Raw genomic sequence first — 20,578 nt, forward strand, 5'->3', positions numbered from 1 at the left:
CCCCCGGGCCGCCCGCGGAGGGTCCGCCCCAGCCCGGGTCGGGACCGGGGGGGGCCGCCGTCGTCCTCCTCGTCGGGAGGGACGACGGCGGCCCGGGTCGGGCGGTCGGTCACCCCTCTGCCCGGCGCCAGCGGAACGTGCGCACGCACACCACGGCACCGATGATCACCCACGCGGCCAGCACCAGGGCGATCCGGCCGTGCTCCCAGCTGCCTGCGGCCTCGGCGACCGCCGCCTGGTCGGGCAGGAACGCCGAGCGCATCCCCTGGGTCATCCACTTCAGCGGGAAGAGCGCGGCCACCTGCTGCATCCAGCCCGGCAGCTCGGCGAAGGCGAAGAAGACGCCGGAGAAGAACTGCAGCACGATCGCGACGGCCGAGACGCTCGTGGTCACCGACTGCGCGCTGCCCCGCATGGCCGACACCGCGATGCCCAGCACCGTGCCGGCCAGGGCGCCGAGCCCCGCGACCCACGCGAAGGCGAGCCAGTGTGCCAGGTCCACCGGCATCGGCACGTCGTAGCCGTACCGGGCCACCGGAAGCAGCAGCGCCAGCTGCGCGGCCGTGGTGACCAGCACCTGACCGGCCTTGCCGCCGAAGTAGGCGACCGGCGGCGTGCCCAGCAGCTGCAGCCGTTCCAGCTGACCCGTCTCACGCTCGGCCGCGATGGCGGTGCCGACCGCCTGGAAGCTGGTCAGCATGATGCCGGTGGCCGCGATGCCGGCCAGGAAGTACTGCGGGAACGGCACGTCGCCGGGCAGCACGTCGCCGCCGAGCACCGCCCCGAAGATCACCATCATCACGACCGGGTAGGCGAACGAGAACACCACCTGCTGGCGCTCGCGGAAGAACAGCCGCAGCTCCAGGCCGACGCGCGCCCGGGCTATGGAGAGCGCGGACGGCGGGGCGGGGCGCGTGGTCGGCGGGGTGAGGACGGCGGTCATGCGGGGTCTCCTCCAGCGGTCGCGGGGACGGCGCCGACGAGCTGGAGGTAGACGTCCTCCAGGCCGGGCCGGGTGACGGTGAGACCGGGGAGCTCACCCCGGGTGGTGGTGGCCAGCAGGTCGCGCAGCACGTCGGCCGGGCGCTCGGTGACCACCTGTCGGCGGGCCCCGCCCTCAAGCCAGCTGACGGTGGCGCGCCGGCGCAGGTCGGCCCCCAGCTCCGCCGGCGGGGCGACATCCACCAGCCGTCCCTCGGCGATCACCCCCACGCGGTCGGCGAGCTCGGCCGCCTCGTCGAGGTAGTGCGTGGTCAGGAGCACCGTGGTGCCGTCGGCCCGCAGGCCGCGGACCAGCTCCCAGAACTGCCGCCGCGCGACCGGGTCCATGCCGGTCGTCGGCTCGTCGAGGAAGACCAGCTCCGGCCGGCCCTGGACGCCGAGGGCCACGGCGAGCCGCCGCCGCTGCCCACCCGACAGCGCCGACACCCGCGTGCCGGCCTTGGCCTCGAGCCCGGTGGCGGCGAGCAGCTCGTCGGTCGGGCGCGGCAGGGCGTGGTAGCGGGCGAAGTGGTCCAGCGCCTCGCGCACCGAGAGCGCCTGGCCCGCCGGCTCCCCCTGGCTGACGACGCCCATGCGGGCCCGCCACTCCCGCCGCCCCCGGGCGGGGTCCTCCCCCAGCACCCGGACCTCGCCCGCGTCGCGGCGGCGGACCCCCTCGAGGATCTCGATCGTCGTCGTCTTGCCCGCGCCGTTGGGCCCGAGCAGCGCGAAGCACTCACCGCGCCGCACGTCGAGGTCCAGCCCGTCGAGCACCGCCCGGCCGTCGTAGCTCTTGCCCAGACCGCGCACGGTCAGGGCCGCCTCGTCCACGCCGGTCCCCAGCGGGAGCGGCGCCACCTCCGTCGTCGTCATGCACGGAGCCTGTCGCCCCGGTGCGTGCGCCGGGACCGCCGATGCGCTGGTGCGGCGTCCACCGACCGGTGGACACCGGCCGCCACGGCCGTGTCCGAAAACCGCCGGGAACGGTCGGCGTGCACTGGCATGCTCGGTGCCGTGAGCGAGCTCCTGGACCACGAACGCTGCTACCGCGCCGTCGCCGGCCGGGACGCGCGCTTCGACGGCTGGTTCGTCACGGCGGTGCGCACCACCGGCATCTACTGCCGTCCCTCGTGCCCGGCCCGCACGCCCCTGGTCCGCAACGTCTCCTTCTTCTCCACGGCGGCCGCCGCGCAGGGCGCCGGCTACCGCGCCTGCCGACGCTGCCGCCCCGACGCGGTCCCTGGGTCGCCGGAGTGGGACGTGCGGGCCGACGTCGTCGCCCGGGCCATGCGGCTGATCGCCGACGGCGAGATCGAGCGGTCCGGGGTTCCCGGCCTCGCCAGCCGGCTCGGGTACTCCGAGCGGCAGCTGCACCGGCTGCTCGTGGGGGAGCTCGGCGTCGGGGCGCTCGCCCTGGCCCGCGCCCGTCGCGCCCAGACCGCCCGGGTGCTGCTGGAGACCACCGGCCTGCCGGTGACCGACATCGCCTTCGCCGCCGGGTTCGCCAGCGTGCGGCAGTTCAACGACACGGTGCGCGAGGTCTTCGCCACCACGCCCACCGAGCTGCGCCGTGCCCGCCGTGGCACCCCCGCCGGGCAGCCCGGCTGGCTGACGCTGCGGCTCGCCGCGCGGGCGCCGTACGCCGCCGACGAGGTGCTGCTCTTCCTGGGCGCGCACGCCGTCCCCGGGCTCGAGGAGTGGGACGGGACCACGTTCTCCCGAGTGCTCGACCTGCCGCACGGCCCGGCGGTGGTGCGGCTCTCCCCGTCGGCCGACGGCGCCGCCGCGGTGACCGCGCAGCTGCGGCTGACCGAGCTGCGCGACCTCGGCGCCGCGGTCACCCGGTGCCGCCGGATGCTCGACCTGGACGCCGACCCGGCCGCGGTCGACGACGTCCTGGGCGCCGACGCCGCGCTGGCCCCCCTCGTCGCCGCCGCCCCCGGGCGCCGGGTGCCGGCCTCACCCGACGCGGCGGAGCTGGCGGTCCGCGCCGTGCTGGGGCAGCAGGTGTCGGTGGCGGGTGCGCGCACGCTCACCGCGCGGCTGCTGGCCGCCGGCACGCCGCTGGCCGAACCGGTCGGCTCGCTCACCCACGCCTTCCCCGGCCCGGCCGCGCTCGCCGGCGCCGACCTCGGCGCCGTGGGGCTCACCGGGACGCGCCGCCGCACGGTGACCGCCCTCGCCGCGACGCTCGACCGGGGCGACATCGCCCTCGACCCGGGCGCCGACCGGGAGGAGGCCGGCCGCGCGCTGCTCGCCGTCCCCGGCATCGGCCCCTGGACGGCGGCCCTCGTCGCGCTGCGCGGCATGGGCGACCCCGACGTCTGGCTCCCCGGCGACCTGGCGCTGCGCCGGTCGCTGGCCTCGCTCGGCAGCTCCGATGCCGAGGCCGCGACCCGCTGGCGGCCGTGGCGGTCCTACGCCGTGATGCACCTGTGGGCGCTTGCCGCGCCGTCGCTGTTCACCCGCACCCCCGCCCTCCCGAGGAGCGCCTGATGACCGCACCAGCCCGCCACGCCACCGTCACCACCCCGCCCGGCCCGTTCACCGTCGTCGTCGAGACCGACCCCGACGGCCGGGACGTCGTGCTCGCCAGCGGGTGGACCGCCGACGTGGCCGATCTCCTCGCGATCGTGCACCCCACCCTGCGCCCCGCCCGCAGCACGCCCTCCCCCGGCCTCCCGGTGCTCGACGTGGTCGAGGAGTTCCACGCCGGTGGCGTGAGCGCGATCGACGGCGTCGCCGTCCGGCAGCGCTCCGGCCCCTTCCTGCAGGAGGCCTGGGACGTGCTGCGTACCGTGCCGGCCGGGCGGCCGGACACCTACGCGGCCTTCGCCGCCCGCTGCGGGCGACCGGCCGCGGTGCGCGCGGCGGCCAACGCCTGCGCCCGCAACGCGGCGGCCCTGTTCGTGCCCTGCCACCGGGTCCTGGGCTCCGGCGGCGGCCTGGGCGGGTTCCGCTGGGGGACGCCGGTCAAGCGCTGGCTGCTCGACCACGAGGCGGCGCACCCCGGCGTGCCCGTCGGCTGAGGAAGGACCACCCTCCCCCCACGCCTCGCACGCTCGGCGCGGGCCCCTGGAGGGCGGCCGTTCCAGCACCTCCCCGGATTTGTCGGACCCCTCCGGCAGGGTCTCGCCCATGGACGCCGCTTCCCTCTTCCTCGGGCTCCTCCTCGGTGCGCTGCTCGGCGCCGCCATCGCACTGGGCATCGTCACCCTGCTCGCCCGGCGCCGCCCGGAGGAGGCGGGGCTCGAGCCGGTGCACGAGTCGCTGGACCACCTGCACCGGCTGCTGGCCGGCATGGAGCGGGCCCGCGCCACCGCCCACGGGGAGCTGCGGGAGCAGATGGGCACCGTGGGCCAGGCCTCGGCGCAGCTGAAGCACGAGACGGCCGCGCTGGTCACCGCGCTGCGCACCCCGCACGTCCGCGGGCGCTGGGGCGAGGTGCAGCTGCGGCGCGTGGTGGAGGTCGCCGGCCTGCTCGAGCACTGCGACTTCGTCGAGCAGCCCGGCGGCACCAGCGACGAGGGCGCCGGCGTCCGTCCCGACCTCGTGGTCACCCTCGCCGACGGCCGGCAGGTGGTGGTCGACGCCAAGGTGCCGTTCACCGGGTACATCGAGGCGGTGCAGGCCGAGGACCGCGACGTCCGCGCCCAGCGGGTCGCCGCCCACGCCCGCCAGCTGCGCACCCACGTCGACCAGCTGGCCGCCCGCCGGTACCCGACCGCGTTCCGCCCGGCCGCCCCCTTCACCGTCCTCTTCGTGCCCTCCGACGGGTTCCTGACGACGGCGCTGGAGGCCGAGCCCGGGCTGCTGGAGTACGGCTTCGCGCGGGACGTCGTGCTGGCGACGCCGAGCACCCTGCTGGCGCTGCTGCGCACGGTCGCCTACTCGTGGCGGCAGGAGCGGCTGGCCCGCGACGCCGACCAGGTGCTCGAGGTCGGCCGGCGGCTGCACGCCCGCCTCAGCACGCTCTCCGGGCACCTGACCCGCCTGGGCTCGGCGCTCTCCACCACGCTGACCCGCTACAACGAGACGGTCGGCTCGTACGAGCGCTCGGTGCTGACCGCCGCGCGGCGGTTCGACGACCTGGGGGTCGCCGAATCACCCGTGCCGGAGCCCGCGCCGGTCGAGGCGACGATCCGGGCGCTGCGGCCCTCCGGCGATCTCGGGCACCTCGGCCCGGCACCTGCGGAGGAGCGCGACGGCACCTCCGGCTGACGCCGCGCACGCCCGGCCGGACGGACTCGTCCACCCCGCGCGCCACAGCCATCACCCTGCGTTGCTGGGTCCCCACCGGTTGCCTGCGACGCGACGACGTCCTCCCACGAAGTGCCAGCTCGGGTCGCTACCGTGGCTGCGTCGGTCGGCCAGTCGGGTCGTCCAGCGGAGCGGGACGGAGGTGCGCCATGGCCACGGCGAGCACGGCGGGCGCATGGCAGGGCGGCGGACGCCCCGAGCGGCCGTACCCCGCACGCGCACCCCGCCCGCCGGCCGGCAGCGAGCGCCCGGGCCGCCCGGCCCGCCCCGCGCGCGCCGCACGACCCCCGGTACCCGGTCGCGCCGGTGAGCGCCTGCGCGCCGCCGGGCGCGACTACGCCGACGACCGGTTCGACCGGCCCGAGCCGTCCGGCCCCCGCCGGCGCGAGCCCGGCCCGCCGCGGCCGACCGCCGGCCGGCCCGCGCAGGAGCGTGCCCGGTCGCGCACCGCGTCGCCGGCGGCGACGCAGGGCAGCCGACTGCGCGGCTCCCTCGCCGTCCTGGGCGTCTTCCTGCTGACCCTCGCCGGCGGCGCCGTCGACTCCTTCTTCGGCATCGGCCTCGGCATGATCACGCTGGTGGCCCTGGCGGCGGGCACCTCGGCGGCCACCCTGCTGGTGCGGCGCCGGGACCTGCTCACCGTCGTCGTCGCCCCGCCGCTGGTGTTCACCCTGGTCGCGGTCGTGAACATCGTCCTCGCGCCGTCGGCGACGCTCAACCTGCCCACGATGGCCACCCTGCTGGTCCGCGGGTTCCCGACCATGGCCGTCGCGACCGCCATCGCCGCCGTGCTCGCCGTCGTCCGGCTGGTCAGCCGGCGCTGAGCTCCCGCACCACGACGAAGCCCCGCGCCACGACGAAGCCCCGGTCCGCGCAGATCCGCGGACCGGGGCTTCGTCGTGGGTGGGTCAGTCGCCGGTGCTCTGCTTCGCCTTCTCGGCGCGGCGCAGTTCGTGCGGCAGCGCGAAGACCAGCCGCTCCTCGGCGGCCTTCACCGTCTCCACGTCGGGGTAGCCGCGGGCGGCGAGCCAGTCCAGCACCTCGCTGACCAGGATCTCCGGCACCGACGCACCGCTGGTGACGCCGACGGTGCCGACGCCCTCCAGCCAGGCCTCGTCGATCTCGGAGGCGAAGTCGACCAGGTGCGAGTCGCGGGCCCCGGCCTCCAGCGCCACCTCGACCAGCCGGACGGAGTTCGACGAGTTGGTGGAGCCCACGACCAGCACCAGGTCGCACTCGCCCGCCATCTGCTTGACCGCCTGCTGGCGGTTCTGGGTGGCGTAGCAGATGTCGTCGCTCGGCGGTGACTGCAGGCCCGGGAACCGGTTCTTCAGCTGGTCGACCGTCGCCAGCGTCTCGTCCACCGACAGCGTGGTCTGGGAGAGCCACACGACCTTCTCCGGGTCGCGCACCTGCACGTTCGCGACGTCGTCGGGCCCGTCGACGAGCTGGATGCGGTCGGGGGCCTCACCGGAGGTGCCCTCGACCTCCTCGTGGCCGCGGTGGCCGATCAGCAGGATGTCGTAGTCGTCGCGGGCGAAGCGCTTGGCCTCCTGGTGCACCTTCGTGACCAGCGGGCAGGTGGCGTCGATGGTGCGCAGCTGCCGGGCGGCGGCCTCCTCGTGCACCACCGGGCTCACCCCGTGCGCGCTGAACACGACGACCGAGCCCTCGGGCACCTCGTCGGTCTCCTCCACGAAGATCGCCCCGCGCCGCTCCAGCGTGGCGACGACGTGCTTGTTGTGGACGATCTGCTTGCGGACGTACACCGGGGCACCGTGGATCTCCAGCGCCCGCTCGACGGCGACCACCGCCCGGTCCACGCCGGCGCAGTACCCCCGGGGATCGGCCAGCAGGACACGTCCGCGCTGTTCAGCCATGGGCTCCATGGTAGGCGGGTGCCGGCAGCCGGGCGGGCGCGCGCGGGGGTCGCACCGCGTGGATGTGACCAGGCACATCCCTCCCCCGGGCGCATCGTCCCTGGTCGGGGGTGTCGGGCGGGACGTTCTGGGGCACGCTGTGCGGCATGGCCCGTGAGATCCCCGAGGTTGTCCGCGCCGCTGCCGGTCTGGCGGCGACCGTGCTCGACGAGGCGCGCAAGCTGCCCGAGACCCTGCCCGGCCTGCCGGTGCGCGCCATCGGTGTGGCGATGCAGCACGCGATGAAGGTGCAGCAGACCTACGCCGGGCTGGTCGCCCGCGGCGACGAGCTGCTCGTCGGGCTGCGCGGTGACGCGGAACCGGGGCTGGCGACGTTCGACGACGAGGACGTCGAACCGGCCACGGGCTTCCGCGGCTCCGCCTTCGACCGCGCCGGCGGCCTCACCGACGAGGAGGTGGCCGACCTCCCCGACGACCCCGCCGCCGACGCGGTGGTGGCCGCCGTCGACGACCTCAGCCGCGATCTGGTCGAGGACCTGGCCGACGGCGCCGAGGACCTCGCCGACGGCGCCGACCGCGCCGAGGATGTCCTCGCCGACGAGCCGGTGGAGGCGCCGGGCACCGAGGAGGTGCTCGAGGAACTGGCGATCGACGAGGTCGTCCCCGAGGTGGCCGAGACCGATCCGCTCGACCAGGGCCCCGCCGGGACGACGGCCGCCGACGACGCAGTGGTCACCGAGGACGCCGGCGCCCTGGAGCGGGCGCTCCTGGAGTCCGAGCCCCCGCCGGCGGCCGCGGCCGAGCAGCCCGACGGCGGCGAGAGCGTCGACGTGCTCACCCCGGACGGCGAGGTGGCGACCGTCGAGGCGGCGGTCACCGACGAGGGCATCGCCGCCGTCGAGGAGCCTCAGGGCGGTGCCGGCACCGACGAGACCGTCGCGGCCACCGACGGCACGGCGACCGCCGCGACAGGCACGAACGCCGGCCCGGACGTCGCCGTCGACGAGGGCGGCAGCCCGGTCGCCGCGGCCACCGGCGTGCGCACCGACGTGGGTGGCCCCGACACCGACGAGACCGACGCCGCGATCGCCGAGGGGGCGGCCGTCGACGCCGTCGGGGAGACCTCCGCGGCGCCGACCGACGACCCGCAGGGTGGCAGCGAGGTGTCCGGCGCGCAGGCCGCCGGCGCCGCACCGGTCGAGGGCTACGACAGCTTCTCCATCGCCCAGCTGCGCGGTCGCCTGCGCGGCTACCAGCTCGCGACGGTATCCGACCTGCTGGCCTACGAGCAGGCCACCCGGGCGCGCGACCCCTACCTCCGGATGCTGCGCAACCGGCTGGAGAAGCTCGAGGAGCAGGCGGTCGAGTCCAGCCCGCTGGCCCCGCGCGGCACCTGAGGGGGGCCCGGCCGGTCCGGGGGCGTCGGGGCGGTGTCGGTGCCGTCTGACACCCTCGGGGCATGACCGCGCCGTCGTCCCCCGAGTCGCCGTGGCCGGTCCGCACGGTGGCCCGCAAGGTGGCCGACTGGATCGGCCGGCTGGGTGAGGTCTGGGTCGAGGGCCAGGTTGCCCAGCTGTCGCGGCGCGGCGGCGCGGCCACCGTCTTCCTCACCCTGCGCGATCCCGCGGCCGACCTGTCGGTCCCGGTCACCTGCCACCGCGACGTCGCCGAGCGCCCCGGCCTGGAGCTCACCGAGGGCGCCCGGGTGATCGTGCGGGCCCGCCCCGACTACTACGTCGCCCGCGGGTCCTTCTCGCTGCGGGCCACCGAGATCCGCGCCGTCGGGCTCGGGGAGCTGCTCGCCCGCATCGAGCGGATCCGCCGGCTGCTCGCCGCCGAGGGCCTGTTCGACACCGCGCGGAAGCGGCCGCTGCCCTTCGCGCCCGGTGTCGTGGGGTTGATCACCGGCCGGGACAGCGCGGCCGAGCGGGACGTCCTCGTCACCGCGCGCCGGCGCTGGCCTGCCGTTCGCTTCGCGGTGCACCACTGCGTCGTGCAGGGGCCGCAGGCGGCGGGCAACGTCATCGAGGGGCTGCGGAAGCTGGACGCCGACCCCGCGGTGGAGGTCATCGTCGTCGCCCGCGGCGGCGGATCGGTGGAGGACCTGCTGCCCTTCTCCGACGAGGGGCTGGTCCGCGCCGTCGCCGGCTGCCGCACCCCGGTGGTCACCGCCGTCGGGCACGAGACCGACACGACCCTCGTCGACCACGCCGCGGACGTCCGGGCCGCCACCCCGACCGACGCCGCGCACCGGATCGTCCCGGAGATCGGCGAGCAGCGCCGGCTGGTCGACGGGCTGCGCGCCCGCGCCCGGCACCTGGTCGCCACCCGGCTGGAGCAGCAGGTGCGCTGGCTGGAGTCGGTCCGCACCCGCCCGGTGCTCGCCTCCCCCGACCGGCTGCTGCACGGCCGGGAGGACGACGTCCTCGGCCTGCGCACCCGCGCGCGCCGGACGCTCACCCACCGCGTCGAGGGCGCCGAGCGCGACCTCGAGCACGCCCGGGCCCGGGTGGCGGCGCTCTCCCCCGCGGCGACGCTGGAGCGCGGCTACGCCGTCGTGCAGCGGGTGGACGGCGCCCTGGTGCGCGACCCCGCCGAGGTCGGCGACGGCGAGGTCCTGCGCGTGCGGGTCGCCGGCGGCCGGCTGCCCGTCCGCGTCGACCGGAGCACCGCACCCGATCCGGGCCCCGTCGTCACCACCCTCCAGGAGGACCCCGCATGAGCGCCGACGAGCGCACCCCCGAGCCGACGACGACCTACGAGCAGGCCCGGGAGGAGCTGGCCGACGTCGTGCGGCGGCTCGAGGCCGGCGGCCTCACGCTGGAGGAGTCGCTGACGCTCTGGGAGCGCGGCGAGGAGCTGGCCGGGGTGTGCCAGCACTGGCTCGACCGGGCCCGCGAGCGCCTCGCGGCCGCCGCCCCCGCCGAGGAGGGCTGAGCCGCCCGGCGACGGTGCCCGGTGGTGGCTCAGGCGGGCCGGCTGAGGCGGCTTTCCTGCGTCACCGTGAAGCCGGCGTCGGCCAGGGCCGCCAGCACCCGGTCCACCCGCTGCTCCACCGCCGGCGCACCGGGGGCCACGCTGGCCTCCGCACTGCCGGCTCCCTCGTCGAGGCAGCGCGCCAGCACCGCGCGCACGTCCACCGGCTCGGCGGCCGGGACGCCCACCGGGATCCGGGTCACCATCCCGCAGTCGCACGCGCCTCCGTCGGCCGGGGGCCGGTGGTCGCTGCCGGGGCAGTCCTCGCGTGCAGGCATCCGGGTTCTCCTCGCTGCGGTGGGTTCCACGGGCGTCACCGCCAGACTGCCGCCGGAGGACGGCCACCGCCGCGCGGACGCACCGGGTGTTCCCATGTCGTGACCTCGTCGCGGCTCAGCCCGCGAACGGCTCCACGGCCTCGGCCACCTCGCGCAGCTCGTCGTCCCCGGCCGAGCCGGTGACGACCAGGGTGACGCCGTCGGCGACCCGCGTGAGCGCGGTCTCGCCGCGCTGCGTCGTCGACCGGGTCCACTCCTCCCCGTCGATCTCGACCGCGCCCTCCTCCGCGGCGCCGTCGAGCACGTCGAGAGCCTCGGCGTCGGCGTCGTCGGTGACCACGTAGCCGGCGTAGTTGCCCGCCGGTGTGACGTAGCCGAGCTGCACCGTGACCGGCGACCCCTCGGGATTCGTGCCGGCGTCGGTGCGCACGCTGGTGGGGCGGTACCCCTCGTCCAGCGCGGGGATCAGCAGCGGGTAGACCGCCCGCGCCTCGGCGAGCCGCAGCGTGCTCGTCGGGTCGATCTCCCGGACCGGGTCGTCGGGGTTGTTGCGGAAGGCCTGCCACCCCACCACCAGCAGGCAGATGACGACCAGGGGCAGCAGTGAACGGAGCATGTTCGCCGCGCTCAGCCGGTTGGCGCGCTCGGCGGCGGACACCGGGGGCGGCAGGACCTCGGCCCCGGCGGCTGCGTCGTCGGGGTGCGGGGGACGCTGGCTCGACGGGCCGGATCCGGTCATGCCCCTAGGATCGCAGGCGAGCTCTCCCCACCTCGCCGCCCATGGCCCCGTCCCGAGCGCTCCCGGGTGGGCGGGCCGGGGTCCAACTCCCGGAGGTCCTGTGTCGCTGCCCCTTCCCGACGCCCCGCTGCCCGCCACGGCCGGCCACCCGTTCAGCGCCGACCGCCCGGCCCCCGACCGCAACCTGGCCCTCGAGCTGGTGCGGGTCACGGAGGCGGCCGCCATGGCCGCCGGGCGCTGGGTGGGCCGCGGTGACAAGAACGGTGGCGACGGCGCGGCGGTCGACGCCATGCGGGCGCTCATCGGCACGGTGAGCATGCAGGGCATCGTGGTCATCGGCGAGGGCGAGAAGGACGAGGCGCCCATGCTCTACAACGGCGAGCAGGTGGGCGACGGCAACGGCCCGGAGTGCGACGTCGCGGTCGACCCGATCGACGGCACCACCCTGATGGCCAAGGGCATGCCCAACGCCATCGCCGTCATGGCCGTCGCCGAGCGGGGCGCCATGTACGACCCCTCGGCCGTCTTCTACATGGAGAAGCTGGCCACCGGACCGGCGGCGGCCGACGTCGTCGACATCACCGCGCCCGTGGCCGAGAACATCCGCCGGATCGCCAAGGCCAAGAAGAGCTCCGTCGGCGACGTCACCGTCTGCATCCTCGACCGGCCCCGCCACGAGCAGCTGGTCCAGGAGGTCCGCGAGGCCGGCGCCCGCATCAAGTTCATCACCGACGGCGACGTGGCCGGCGCGATCGCCGCCGCCCGCGAGGGCACCGGCGTCGACCTGCTGCTCGGCATCGGTGGCACGCCGGAGGGCATCATCACCGCCTGCGCGCTCAAGTGCATGGGCGGGGCGCTGCAGGGCCGGCTGTGGCCCAAGGACGACGAGGAGCGGCAGAAGGCCCTCGACGCCGGGCACGACCTGGACCGGGTGCTGCACATCGACGACCTGGTGCGCGGCGACGTCTTCTTCGTGGCCACCGGCATCACCGACGGCGAGCTGCTGCGCGGCGTGCGCTACAGCGCCGGCGGGTGCACCACGCAGTCGCTGGTCATGCGCTCCCGGTCGGGCACCATCCGCTCGATCGACAGCCTGCACTCGCTGGAGAAGCTGCGCGCCTACTCCGCGGTCCCCTTCGACCGGGACTGAGACATCGCGATCCTCCGGATCGCACCGCGGCCGCGACGGCACCTGGCCGCGCTGCCCGTGGCCGGGTCACGCCGAGTGGGGCCCGGAGGGTTCCGCGCAGGCGTGACGCAGCGGCTCACCGCTACCGGGGGACGGCACCTGGCCGCGGTGCCGTCCGGAGGACGGCGATATCACGGCAGTTGCCGGCCCTGGGCCAGCTTGTCCATCAGCGCCCGCCAGCGGCTGGGCGACTCCCCGGGGGCCAGGCTGCGCAGCCGCAGGTTCCCGAACACCGTCCGGCCGTGCACCACGACCAGGGGTGTGCCCGCGAGCCGCGGCACAGGGGCCAGCTCGACCTTGCGGTCGCCGAACACGGTCCGGCCCAGCAGCTCGGCCTGCACGCCCTCGGCGACGATGACGTCGACGTCGCCGAAGACGGTGCTCACGTGCAGGTCGAGCCGCTCCTCGCCGGTGCGCAGGCCGCGCAGGTCGACCCGGACGTCGCCGAACACCGTGCCGGCACGCCGGGGGGGCGTCGCGGCAGCGGCCAGGACGACGTCGCCGAAGACGCTGGTGACCTCCTCCGGCGTCCGCTGCCCGACGATCTCGACAGGCGGCGGGGCGTTGCCGGGGAGGTCGGCGACCAGCACGTCGAGCTCGGCCCGCGAGACGGCCGCATAGGCATTCTCGGCCCGCCGGGCGAACTCGTCGAGGTCCAACCGGCCCTCCCCCACGGCCGCCTGCAACCGGGCGACCACTGCCTCGCGTTCGGCGTCCGAGGCGCGCAGGACGGGGACGTCGGGGTCGTCGCTCACGTCCCGGACGCTACCGAGTCGCCACGTCCGGGCCCCTCCCGGACGCGCGCCGCATGCTCAGCCGAGCTCGGTGCAGGCCATGACCGCGTAGGCCTTGACCCGGCCCCCGCAGGTGCTGGCGTACTCCTCGTAGGCCGACAGCGGCGGCGACTCGTACATCAGGTCGTCGCAGGCCTGCAGCTCTCCGCCGAAGCAGTTGTCCGCGTAGGCGTCGAGGGTCTCGTCGGGCCCGAGGTCCGCGGGCTCCACCGGCGGGAACTGCTCGACGGCCCCGCCCGGCGCCCCGCCGTACCAGCCGGCGCCGCCCTCCTCGCCGTACGCGTCCATGGCGTCCTCCATCTGCGCCTGGGTGCCCTCGACCATCCCCTCGCGGATGCCGTCGGTCAGCGCGGGGCCGAGCTCGGCCGCCACGGCGCGGCCGATGTCCTCGGCGCCGCCCACGACGGCGACCCCCAGCAGCAGGGCGGTGACTGCGGTTCCCACCACCAGCCCGCCCAGGGCGGCGCCGGCGAGCACCCAGCGGCCGCGGGGCACCGGAGCAGCGGGCGCGGGCACCGGCGGCGGCGCGGCGGGCTGCCACGAGGTCCCCCCGGCCCAGTCCGGCGCCGGCTGGGCGCCCTGCCCCGGCCAACCCGCGGTGGGCGGCGGCCAGCCGGGGTCGCCCTGCTGCGGCGGGGCGGACGGTCCGGTCTCCGGCGGCAGGGGCTGGGGCATGGGGCCCTCCTCGGGGCTCGTGCCGGCTCGGCACCGTGGCTCGCGCGCCCACCTCCGGCGCGCATGCCCCTCCTCGGCGGCCCCGGGCGAGGGCGGGACCGGCAGCCTCCCCCACGGGTGTCTAGGGTCCCGTGCGGAGCACTGTCACCATCCACACCACCGGGAGCACAGCGTGGCCCAGCAGAACGGCGCAGCGCAGGACGGCGGGGACTTCCGCACCGAGCACGACTCCATGGGGGAGGTCCGCGTCCCCTCCTGGGCCAAGTGGCGCGCGCAGACCCAGCGCGCCGTCGAGAACTTCCCCATCTCCGGCACCCCCATCGAGCGGGAGCTGATCGGCGCCCTCGCCGCGATCAAGGGCGCGGCCGCCTCGGTCAACGCCGACCTCGGGGTGCTCGACCGCGGGATCGCCGACGCCATCGGCACCGCCGCCGCCTCCGTGGCCGCGGGCGATTGGGACGACCACTTCCCGATCGACGTCTTCCAGACCGGCTCGGGCACGTCGAGCAACATGAACACCAACGAGGTCATCGCCACCCTGGCCACCGAGTCCCTCGGCTCGCCGGTGCACCCCAACGACCACGTCAACGCCTCGCAGTCGTCCAACGACGTCTTCCCGTCGGCGATCCACATCGCCGCGACCCGCGCCATCGTGGTCACGCTGATCCCGGCGCTGCGCCACCTGGAGGCCTCGCTCTCCCGCAAGGCCGAGGAGTTCGCGGAGGTCGTGAAGAGCGGCCGCACCCACCTGATGGACGCCACCCCCGTCACCCTGGGGCAGGAGTTCGGCGGGTACGCCGCCGCCGTCCGCTACGGCGTGGAGCGGCTGGAGGCCTCCCTCCCCCGCATCGGCGAGCTGCCCCTGGGCGGCACGGCGGTCGGCACCGGCATCAACACCCCGCCCGGCTTCGCCGCCGCGATCATCGAGAAGCTGGCCGCCGAGCTCGACCTGCCACTGTCCGAGGCCCGCGACCACTTCGAGGCGCAGAGCTCCCGCGACGCGCTGGTCGAGGGCTCGGGCCAGCTGAAGACCATCGCCGTCGGCCTGGTCAAGATCGCCAACGACCTGCGGTGGATGGGCTCGGGCCCGCGCACCGGCCTGGGCGAGATCCAGCTGCCCGACCTGCAGCCGGGCAGCTCGATCATGCCGGGCAAGGTCAACCCGGTGATCCCGGAGGCGGTGATCCAGGTCGGCGCCCAGGTCATCGGCAACGACGCCGCGGTCACCTACGCAGGTACCACCGGTGTCTTCGAGCTCAACGTGACGCTGCCGCTGATGGCGCGCAACGTGCTGGAGTCGATCCGGCTGCTGGCCAACGTCAGCCGGCTGCTGGCCGACCGCTGCGTCGACGGGATCGTCGCCAACGTCGAGCAGTGCCGGGAGTACGCCGAGTCCTCCCCCTCGATCGTCACGCCGCTGAACAAGTACATCGGCTACGAGGAGGCGGCCAAGGTCGCCAAGCAGTCGCTGGCCGAGCAGAAGACGATCCGCCAGGTCGTGGTGGAGCGGGGCTACGTCGAGCAGGGCAAGCTCACCGAGCAGCAGCTCGACGAGGCCCTCGACGTCCTCTCGATGACCCACCCGTGAACCCCGAGTGGGGCGGGAGCGGCACGGATCGGTGTCCGCTCCCGCCTTCCGCGACGGGTCGAGCCGCGATCCGGCGGCCGAGGGTCTAGCGTCGTCCACGATGACCGAGACTGACGTAACCCTGCGCTACCCCGGTGGCGAACTGCCCTTGGCCGTCAAGCACGGGACCGAAGGGTCCGACGGCATCGACACGAGCAAGCTCCTGGCCACGACCGGCAAGGTCGCCCTGGACATCGGCTTCGTCAACACCGCGTCCTGCACCTCGGCGATCACCTACATCGACGGTGACGCCGGGATCCTGCGCTACCGCGGGTACCCGATCGAGCAGCTGGCCGAGGGGTCGAGCTTCCTCGAGGTCACCTACCTGCTGATCTACGGCGAGCTGCCCACCGCCGACCAGCTCGGTGAGTTCGACCAGCGGATCCGGCGGCACACGCTGCTGCACGAGGACCTCAAGCAGTTCTTCAACGGCTTCCCGCGCGACGCGCACCCCATGCCGGTGCTGTCCTCGGCGGTCAGCGCGCTGTCGACCTTCTACCAGGACTCGCTGGACCCGTTCGACGAGGAGCAGGTGGAGATCTCCACGCTGCGCCTCATCGCGAAGCTGCCGACGATCGCGGCCTACGCGTACAAGAAGTCGGTGGGGCAGCCGTTCCTCTACCCGGACAACTCGCTGGGCATCGTCGAGAACTTCCTGCGCATGACGTTCGGGTTCCCCGCGGAGCCCTACGACGTCGACCCGGACCTCGCCAAGGCGCTGGACATGCTCTTCGTCCTGCACGCCGACCACGAGCAGAACTGCTCCACCTCCACGGTGCGGCTGGTCGGGTCCTCGCACGCCAACCTGTTCGCGTCGGTGTCCGCCGGCATCAACGCGTTGTTCGGCCCGCTGCACGGCGGCGCCAACCAGTCGGTGCTGGAGATGCTGGAGTCCATCCGGGCCGACGGCGGCGACATCCCGCGCTTCGTCGAGCGGGTGAAGAGCAAGGAGCCCGGCGTCAAGCTCATGGGCTTCGGGCACCGGGTGTACAAGAACTACGACCCCCGCGCCGCCATCGTGAAGTCGACGGCCGACACCGTGCTGGACAAGCTGGGCGGCAACAACGAGCTGCTCGACCTGGCCCGCCAGCTGGAGGAGATCGCGCTCAACGACGAGTTCTTCATCCAGCGCAAGCTCTACCCGAACGTCGACTTCTACACCGGGCTGATCTACCAGGCGATGGGCTTCCCGACGCGGATGTTCACCGTGCTGTTCGCCCTGGGCCGGCTGCCCGGCTGGATCGCGCAGTGGCGCGAGATGATCGCCGACCCGTCCACGAAGATCGGGCGCCCCCGGCAGATCTACACCGGCGAGACCGCGCGGGACTACGTCCCGGTCGACGAGCGCTGAGCGAGGACCCCGTCCTCGCGACGGGGCGTGGCCGGGCCGGGTGACCCCGCAGGGTCACCCGGCCCGTTGCGTCCCCGGCCGGGATCCCTACGGTGGGTGCGCCACCATCTCGAGAGGACCGCGCATGGCCGAGCTCCCCGACGAGGACCTCCTCGTCCTGCCGCCCATGCCCTTGGCGACCGGCCGGCTGCTGGAGCCCGACGGCGAGGGCCCGCCCGTCCGCATCACGAAGCTGGAGTTCGTCGTCTCCACCGAGGACGGCGGCGAGCTGCGCATCCCCCTGGAACACCGGCACGGCGCCTGGTGGGCGCCCTGATCCACCGGCCCGGCACACCCCCGCCCAGCTCCTCCCCCGAGGTTCACCCCACCCCGTACGGGTGACCTCCTCCCAGCCCGTCCTTCAAGCACCTCCCCCGGCGTGTCGATGGATGTGCGGAGAGCTCCTGACCCCAGTGGCCCCAGGAGCCCCATCCGTCACGACGAGATCGCCCGGGGGACGCAGTGCCTGCATCGCGGACACCCGGGCGCGCGGATGCTCCCCGCACCGCCTCCGCCACGTCGGGCACTCCCGGCCGCACGCCGGCCGGACGGACCTCGACCGGCCGCACCCCCGCCGGGCGGACCTCGATCGGCCGCACACCGGCCGGACGCCCGGCCGAGAGCCGCGCCGGCGCAGCCGGTGCGAAGCGCTCACCGGCCCGACCGCCCCTGACCCCGGCGGAGGCCCGAGCGCTGCGGGAGGCCCTGGCCCTGCGCCAGGCCGCTGCGGCCCGTCCCGGGATCACCCCCGAGCAGCTCGCCGCCGCCCGGGCGGCCGTCGCCGCCCGCACCGGCGGGTCCGGGAGCCGGCGCCCCTCCGGGTCGGCGTCCACCCGCGGCCGCCCGGCCGCCGGCCGGACCGCCGTCCGACGGGCCCCCGCCCCGTCGCGACGCAGCCGCAGCCGCGCCCCGCGGACCGGATCCCGCTGGTCGACGCGCCTCGGCGTCGTCGCGACCAGCGCCCTGCTCCTCCCCGCCGCGCTCGCGGTGCTGCTGCCCGCGGCGCAGGCTCCCGACGGTGGTGGTTCCGCCCTCGACCCGACCACCCTCGCCCTCACCGCGCGCAGCTCGTTGCTGGACCAGGCCGACCTGTACCAGCAGCTGGCCGACGAGGCGGACCAGCGCCGCGCCCGGCTCGGGGAGGCGCAGGCCGCCGAGGACGCGGCCCGCGCGGAGCTCGCCGTCCGGCAGCGGACCGTCGGCGCCGGAGCGGCGCAGCTCTACCGCGCCGACGGGACCAGCCGGTACCCGGTGCTCGGTCTCGACCTCGACCAGCCGCGCAGCACCGCGACGTCCCTCGCCCGGCAGGCGCTGGCCGACCGGGCCGGGCGCGCGCTGGAGGGCGACGTGATCCGCGCCGAGCGCACCGCCACCCGTCTGCAGGCCGCCGTCAGCCGCGTCGCGGACGCCCGCGCCGCCCTGGCCGCGGCCGAGCAGCGCGCCGCCGAGGTCCTCGCCGCCGTGCGCGCCGAGGCCGGTGGCCTCCCCGCCGAGGTCACCGGCCGGCTCGCCGGCCTGGGCGCCCTCCCCGCGGCCGGCCCGCAGCAGCAGCGCAACGAGGCCGCGACGCGGCGCTGGCAGGAGCACCTCGGCCGGCTCACCGCGGCCGGCATCGCGCCGCCGCCGGCGGCCGCGCTGGCCGATCCCGCCGCCTTCCCCGCGGGTCTGTCCCCGGCGCTGGACGCCGACGGCCGGCCCGTCCCGGGCGTGGCGTGGGCCGTGATCGGCAGCGAGCCCGTGACGGTGCCGGCGGCGGAGACCGTCGCGGCGGTGAGCAACGCCCTCTCCCAGCTCGGCAAGCCGTTCGTGGCCGGCACCGCCGGTCCCGAGACCTACGGCTGCGGCGGCTTCACGGCGGCCTCCTGGTTGCTGGCCGGGTACGCCCTGCCCGGCACCCCCGGGGCCCAGTGGGCGTCCGGTGCGTCGGTCCCGGTGCGCGACGTGCAGATCGGCGACCTGGTCTTCGCCCCCGGTGGGCAGGACGTCGGCATCTACCTCGGCGAGGGGGAGGTCGTCGGCGCGTCCGCCGCCTCCTTCCAGGTGGCCGTCACCTCGATGCCGGCCGGGTCCTCCGCGGTGCGGGTCACCCTGCCGCGCCCGGCCGGGCCGAACCCCGCACTGCCCGCCGGCGGCGGGACCGGCGCGTGCGGCGCCCCGCTGCCGGAGCCGGGCCCGGTGGACCCGCAGTGGGGCGGCTGGTCCAACGGCCGGATCCCCGCCGAGGCGCTGTGCCGGCTGGGCGTGGGCGGGCACGCGCTGCGGTGCGATGCGGCCGCCGCGTACGCGCAGCTGGATGCGGCCTACACGGCGGAGTTCGGCACGCCGCTGCGCATCACCGACTCCTACCGCTCCTTCGGCGCGCAGGTGGCGGTCGCCGTCGCCAAGCCGGCCCTGGCCGCCGTGCCAGGCACCTCCAACCACGGGTGGGCCCTGGCGATCGACCTCGGCGGCGGCGTCCACGTGGCCCGCACCCCCCAGTGGAACTGGATGACGGCCAACGCCGCCCGCTTCGGCTGGGTGCAGCCCGACTGGGCGCGGCCCGGCGGCGAGAAGCCCGAGCCCTGGCACTGGGAGTTCGGCCGCATCTCCTGAGCGGCCCGCAGCGGGCCGGCGCTCAGAGCCAGGGCAGGTCGACGACGGAGCGCCAGGGCAGCGTCACGCTGGCCTCGCTCGTCTGACCCGCGAGCCGTCGCGCGACCCCGGGATCCGCGCACGCCACCGGGCGGTGCGGTGTCACGACCACGTGCATGTCCGGCAGCGCCAGGCCCGTGGTGGCGATCCGCTGGAGCATCAGCTCGGGGGCGACCAGGGCCGCCGAGGCCAGCACCGGGACCGTGCGGTGCGAGAAGAGCGCCAGCGGCCCTTCCACCCGCACCTGCAGCGGCACCTCGTGCGCCCGGCCGGTCGACGCCGAGCGCACCCGGTGCAGCTCGGCCGTGCGCGCCGCCGGCGAGGGCACCCAGGCCACCGCGAGATCACCGCGGACCACGACGACGGACCAACCCACCGCGGTCTCCGACCGGTCCACCCAGTCCAGGACGGCGATCCCCGATGCGGCGGCGGCCGCGTCGGTCACCGGGCGTCGCTCGACCCAGCTGCGCAGGGCGGCGGTGATGCCGGCGGCCGTGCCCGGGACACCCGCCCGGCTCATGTCGTCGGCGAGGTCGGTCAGCGCCACGCGCTGCACCCGCTCGTCCTCCTCGACGTGCAGCACCGTGCCCGCGCCCGGGCGCCGGACCAGGCCCAGGTGCAGCCGGGCCGACGCCAGCCGCGGCAGCAACTGCACGGCCACGTCGTGCAGGTCGGCGACGTCCACGGGGGCGGCGCGGAACCGCTGCAGCAGCCCCCGGGGCGCGGTGGTGGTGCCGAAGGGGCCAGGGCTCACGAACGGCCCCCGGTCGCGAGGAGCCCGCGCAGCCGGGCGGGCAGCGCTGGCAGGCCCAGCACCGCGGCGAGCTCGGCCGGGCTGAGCCGGACGGGCAGGACGTCCTCGTCCCAGCCCGTGGCCAGGCGCACCCGGGCGGTTGAGGCCGGCCACACCGCCTCGCGGGCGGCGGCCACGTGCAGCTCGGTCAGCACGTCCTGCAGGTGGATCGTGGCCACCGGGTGCACCGAGCTGCCGGCGAGGGCGGTGCGCACCGAGGCGGCCAGCAGCTCGCGGGCGGTGGCGTCCAGCCAGTGCGGGACGAGCGTCGGCGAGCCGGCGTCGCCGGCGGGCAGCGCGCTCACCGGGCACCGCCCCGGTACCGCGCCCCGGTCCGCGCCCACGGCCGGCAGGCCGGGCGGCAG

General features: G+C 76.0%; 21 protein-coding genes. 12 read left to right on the forward strand and 9 right to left on the reverse strand.

The window, feature by feature from the left end; genetic code table 11:
* Nucleotides 1–109 precede the first annotated feature (109 nt).
* Nucleotides 110–943 (reverse strand): ABC transporter permease, encoded by an 834-nt coding sequence (locus tag QOZ88_RS16725; protein ID WP_306000859.1) that lies wholly within the window; start codon nt 941–943, stop codon nt 110–112.
* On the reverse strand, nt 940–1,854 hold the full coding sequence (locus QOZ88_RS16730; protein WP_306000860.1) for an ABC transporter ATP-binding protein: 915 nt from the start codon (nt 1,852–1,854) through the stop codon (nt 940–942). Before QOZ88_RS16730 ends, QOZ88_RS16725 begins: the two co-directional genes overlap by 4 nt.
* Before the next feature lie 141 nt (nt 1,855–1,995).
* On the opposite strand from QOZ88_RS16730, the gene QOZ88_RS16735 reads away from it, so the two are divergent.
* From QOZ88_RS16735 to QOZ88_RS16750, 4 genes are all read left to right on the forward strand, one after another.
* Entirely contained in the window at nt 1,996–3,477 is a 1,482-nt protein-coding gene (locus QOZ88_RS16735; protein WP_306000861.1) for a DNA-3-methyladenine glycosylase 2 family protein, read from the forward strand.
* The gene (locus QOZ88_RS16740; RefSeq protein ID WP_306000862.1) at nt 3,477–4,010 is read left to right on the forward strand and encodes a methylated-DNA--[protein]-cysteine S-methyltransferase; all 534 of its coding nucleotides are present in this window, start codon (nt 3,477–3,479) and stop codon (nt 4,008–4,010) included. The genes QOZ88_RS16735 and QOZ88_RS16740 overlap by 1 nt, the downstream gene beginning before the upstream one ends.
* A 109-nt stretch (nt 4,011–4,119) precedes the next feature.
* The gene (locus tag QOZ88_RS16745) at nt 4,120–5,202 is read left to right on the forward strand and encodes a DNA recombination protein RmuC (RefSeq protein ID WP_306000863.1); all 1,083 of its coding nucleotides are present in this window, start codon (nt 4,120–4,122) and stop codon (nt 5,200–5,202) included.
* A 188-nt stretch (nt 5,203–5,390) separates the two neighbouring features.
* Nucleotides 5,391–6,065 carry a DUF6542 domain-containing protein gene (locus tag QOZ88_RS16750; protein ID WP_306000864.1) on the forward strand — a complete coding sequence of 225 codons (675 nt, stop codon included), beginning with the start codon at nt 5,391–5,393 and terminating at the stop codon, nt 6,063–6,065.
* A gap of 84 nt (nt 6,066–6,149) precedes the next feature.
* Here QOZ88_RS16750 and QOZ88_RS16755 read toward each other — a convergent pair whose 3' ends face one another.
* Complete coding sequence (locus QOZ88_RS16755) at nt 6,150–7,121, reverse strand: 4-hydroxy-3-methylbut-2-enyl diphosphate reductase (protein WP_306000865.1); 972 nt, start codon at nt 7,119–7,121, stop codon at nt 6,150–6,152.
* A 146-nt stretch (nt 7,122–7,267) separates the two neighbouring features.
* On the opposite strand from QOZ88_RS16755, the gene QOZ88_RS16760 reads away from it, so the two are divergent.
* From QOZ88_RS16760 to QOZ88_RS16770, 3 genes are all read left to right on the forward strand, one after another.
* The gene (locus tag QOZ88_RS16760; RefSeq protein ID WP_306000866.1) at nt 7,268–8,518 is read left to right on the forward strand and encodes a lipid droplet-associated protein; all 1,251 of its coding nucleotides are present in this window, start codon (nt 7,268–7,270) and stop codon (nt 8,516–8,518) included.
* A 62-nt stretch (nt 8,519–8,580) separates the two neighbouring features.
* Nucleotides 8,581–9,843, forward strand: a complete 1,263-nt coding sequence (xseA, locus tag QOZ88_RS16765) for an exodeoxyribonuclease VII large subunit (RefSeq protein ID WP_306000867.1) — start codon at nt 8,581–8,583, stop codon at nt 9,841–9,843.
* Nucleotides 9,840–10,058: an exodeoxyribonuclease VII small subunit gene (locus QOZ88_RS16770; protein ID WP_236827932.1), complete on the forward strand. Its 219-nt coding sequence runs from the start codon at nt 9,840–9,842 to the stop codon at nt 10,056–10,058. Before xseA ends, QOZ88_RS16770 begins: the two co-directional genes overlap by 4 nt.
* A 29-nt stretch (nt 10,059–10,087) precedes the next feature.
* On the opposite strand, the gene QOZ88_RS16775 is transcribed toward QOZ88_RS16770, so the two are convergent.
* Nucleotides 10,088–10,375, reverse strand: coding sequence for a hypothetical protein (locus tag QOZ88_RS16775; protein WP_306000868.1), 288 nt, complete (start codon nt 10,373–10,375; stop codon nt 10,088–10,090).
* Between the two features lie 115 nt (nt 10,376–10,490).
* Nucleotides 10,491–11,114 (reverse strand): DUF4245 domain-containing protein, encoded by a 624-nt coding sequence (locus QOZ88_RS16780; RefSeq protein WP_306000869.1) that lies wholly within the window; start codon nt 11,112–11,114, stop codon nt 10,491–10,493.
* A gap of 100 nt (nt 11,115–11,214) precedes the next feature.
* On the opposite strand from QOZ88_RS16780, the gene glpX reads away from it, so the two are divergent.
* Nucleotides 11,215–12,264: a class II fructose-bisphosphatase gene (gene glpX / locus QOZ88_RS16785; protein ID WP_306000870.1), complete on the forward strand. Its 1,050-nt coding sequence runs from the start codon at nt 11,215–11,217 to the stop codon at nt 12,262–12,264.
* Between the two features lie 170 nt (nt 12,265–12,434).
* Here the strand turns inward: glpX and QOZ88_RS16790 are convergent, their stop codons facing one another.
* Nucleotides 12,435–13,058, reverse strand: a complete 624-nt coding sequence (locus tag QOZ88_RS16790; RefSeq protein WP_306000871.1) for a DUF1707 SHOCT-like domain-containing protein — start codon at nt 13,056–13,058, stop codon at nt 12,435–12,437.
* A 57-nt stretch (nt 13,059–13,115) separates the two neighbouring features.
* Nucleotides 13,116–13,772 carry a hypothetical protein gene (locus QOZ88_RS16795; protein WP_306000872.1) on the reverse strand — a complete coding sequence of 219 codons (657 nt, stop codon included), beginning with the start codon at nt 13,770–13,772 and terminating at the stop codon, nt 13,116–13,118.
* A 172-nt stretch (nt 13,773–13,944) separates the two neighbouring features.
* Here QOZ88_RS16795 and QOZ88_RS16800 point away from each other — a divergent pair, with 172 nt between their 5' ends.
* The 4 genes from QOZ88_RS16800 (at nt 13,945) to QOZ88_RS16815 (ending at nt 19,381) form a co-directional block, all read left to right on the forward strand.
* Nucleotides 13,945–15,360 (forward strand): class II fumarate hydratase, encoded by a 1,416-nt coding sequence (locus tag QOZ88_RS16800; RefSeq protein WP_306000873.1) that lies wholly within the window; start codon nt 13,945–13,947, stop codon nt 15,358–15,360.
* A gap of 100 nt (nt 15,361–15,460) precedes the next feature.
* Nucleotides 15,461–16,750 carry a citrate synthase gene (locus tag QOZ88_RS16805; RefSeq protein WP_306000874.1) on the forward strand — a complete coding sequence of 430 codons (1,290 nt, stop codon included), beginning with the start codon at nt 15,461–15,463 and terminating at the stop codon, nt 16,748–16,750.
* Between the two features lie 124 nt (nt 16,751–16,874).
* On the forward strand, nt 16,875–17,066 hold the full coding sequence (locus QOZ88_RS16810; RefSeq protein WP_091930692.1) for a hypothetical protein: 192 nt from the start codon (nt 16,875–16,877) through the stop codon (nt 17,064–17,066).
* 185 nt (nt 17,067–17,251) lie between these two features.
* Nucleotides 17,252–19,381, forward strand: coding sequence for a D-alanyl-D-alanine carboxypeptidase family protein (locus tag QOZ88_RS16815; protein WP_306000875.1), 2,130 nt, complete (start codon nt 17,252–17,254; stop codon nt 19,379–19,381).
* Nucleotides 19,382–19,403: 22 nt separating this feature from the next.
* Here QOZ88_RS16815 and QOZ88_RS16820 read toward each other — a convergent pair whose 3' ends face one another.
* Both QOZ88_RS16820 and QOZ88_RS16825 read right to left on the reverse strand, forming a co-directional pair.
* Nucleotides 19,404–20,174 (reverse strand): hypothetical protein, encoded by a 771-nt coding sequence (locus QOZ88_RS16820; RefSeq protein ID WP_306000876.1) that lies wholly within the window; start codon nt 20,172–20,174, stop codon nt 19,404–19,406.
* Nucleotides 20,171–20,518, reverse strand: a complete 348-nt coding sequence (locus QOZ88_RS16825; protein WP_091930798.1) for a hypothetical protein — start codon at nt 20,516–20,518, stop codon at nt 20,171–20,173. The genes QOZ88_RS16820 and QOZ88_RS16825 overlap by 4 nt, the downstream gene beginning before the upstream one ends.
* Nucleotides 20,519–20,578: the final 60 nt, after the last annotated feature.

This window comes from Blastococcus carthaginiensis (assembly GCF_030731085.1).
Taxonomy (GTDB): domain Bacteria; phylum Actinomycetota; class Actinomycetes; order Mycobacteriales; family Geodermatophilaceae; genus Blastococcus; species Blastococcus carthaginiensis.

Bases quoted from the DNA above. Each gene is read 5' to 3' on its own strand.
- QOZ88_RS16745 (WP_306000863.1), top strand. From the start codon at position 4,120: ATGGACGCCGCTTCCCTCTTCCTCGGGCTCCTCCTCGGTGCGCTGCTC.
- QOZ88_RS16770 (WP_236827932.1), top strand. From the start codon at position 9,840: ATGAGCGCCGACGAGCGCACCCCCGAGCCGACGACGACCTACGAGCAG.
- QOZ88_RS16755 (WP_306000865.1), bottom strand. From the start codon at position 7,121: ATGGCTGAACAGCGCGGACGTGTCCTGCTGGCCGATCCCCGGGGGTAC.
- QOZ88_RS16725 (WP_306000859.1), bottom strand. From the start codon at position 943: ATGACCGCCGTCCTCACCCCGCCGACCACGCGCCCCGCCCCGCCGTCC.
- QOZ88_RS16810 (WP_091930692.1), top strand. From the start codon at position 16,875: ATGGCCGAGCTCCCCGACGAGGACCTCCTCGTCCTGCCGCCCATGCCC.
- QOZ88_RS16740 (WP_306000862.1), top strand. From the start codon at position 3,477: ATGACCGCACCAGCCCGCCACGCCACCGTCACCACCCCGCCCGGCCCG.
- QOZ88_RS16750 (WP_306000864.1), top strand. From the start codon at position 5,391: ATGGCCACGGCGAGCACGGCGGGCGCATGGCAGGGCGGCGGACGCCCC.
- QOZ88_RS16805 (WP_306000874.1), top strand. From the start codon at position 15,461: ATGACCGAGACTGACGTAACCCTGCGCTACCCCGGTGGCGAACTGCCC.
- QOZ88_RS16730 (WP_306000860.1), bottom strand. From the start codon at position 1,854: ATGACGACGACGGAGGTGGCGCCGCTCCCGCTGGGGACCGGCGTGGAC.
- QOZ88_RS16795 (WP_306000872.1), bottom strand. From the start codon at position 13,772: ATGCCCCAGCCCCTGCCGCCGGAGACCGGACCGTCCGCCCCGCCGCAG.
- QOZ88_RS16780 (WP_306000869.1), bottom strand. From the start codon at position 11,114: ATGACCGGATCCGGCCCGTCGAGCCAGCGTCCCCCGCACCCCGACGAC.
- QOZ88_RS16775 (WP_306000868.1), bottom strand. From the start codon at position 10,375: ATGCCTGCACGCGAGGACTGCCCCGGCAGCGACCACCGGCCCCCGGCC.
- QOZ88_RS16760 (WP_306000866.1), top strand. From the start codon at position 7,268: ATGGCCCGTGAGATCCCCGAGGTTGTCCGCGCCGCTGCCGGTCTGGCG.
- xseA (WP_306000867.1), top strand. From the start codon at position 8,581: ATGACCGCGCCGTCGTCCCCCGAGTCGCCGTGGCCGGTCCGCACGGTG.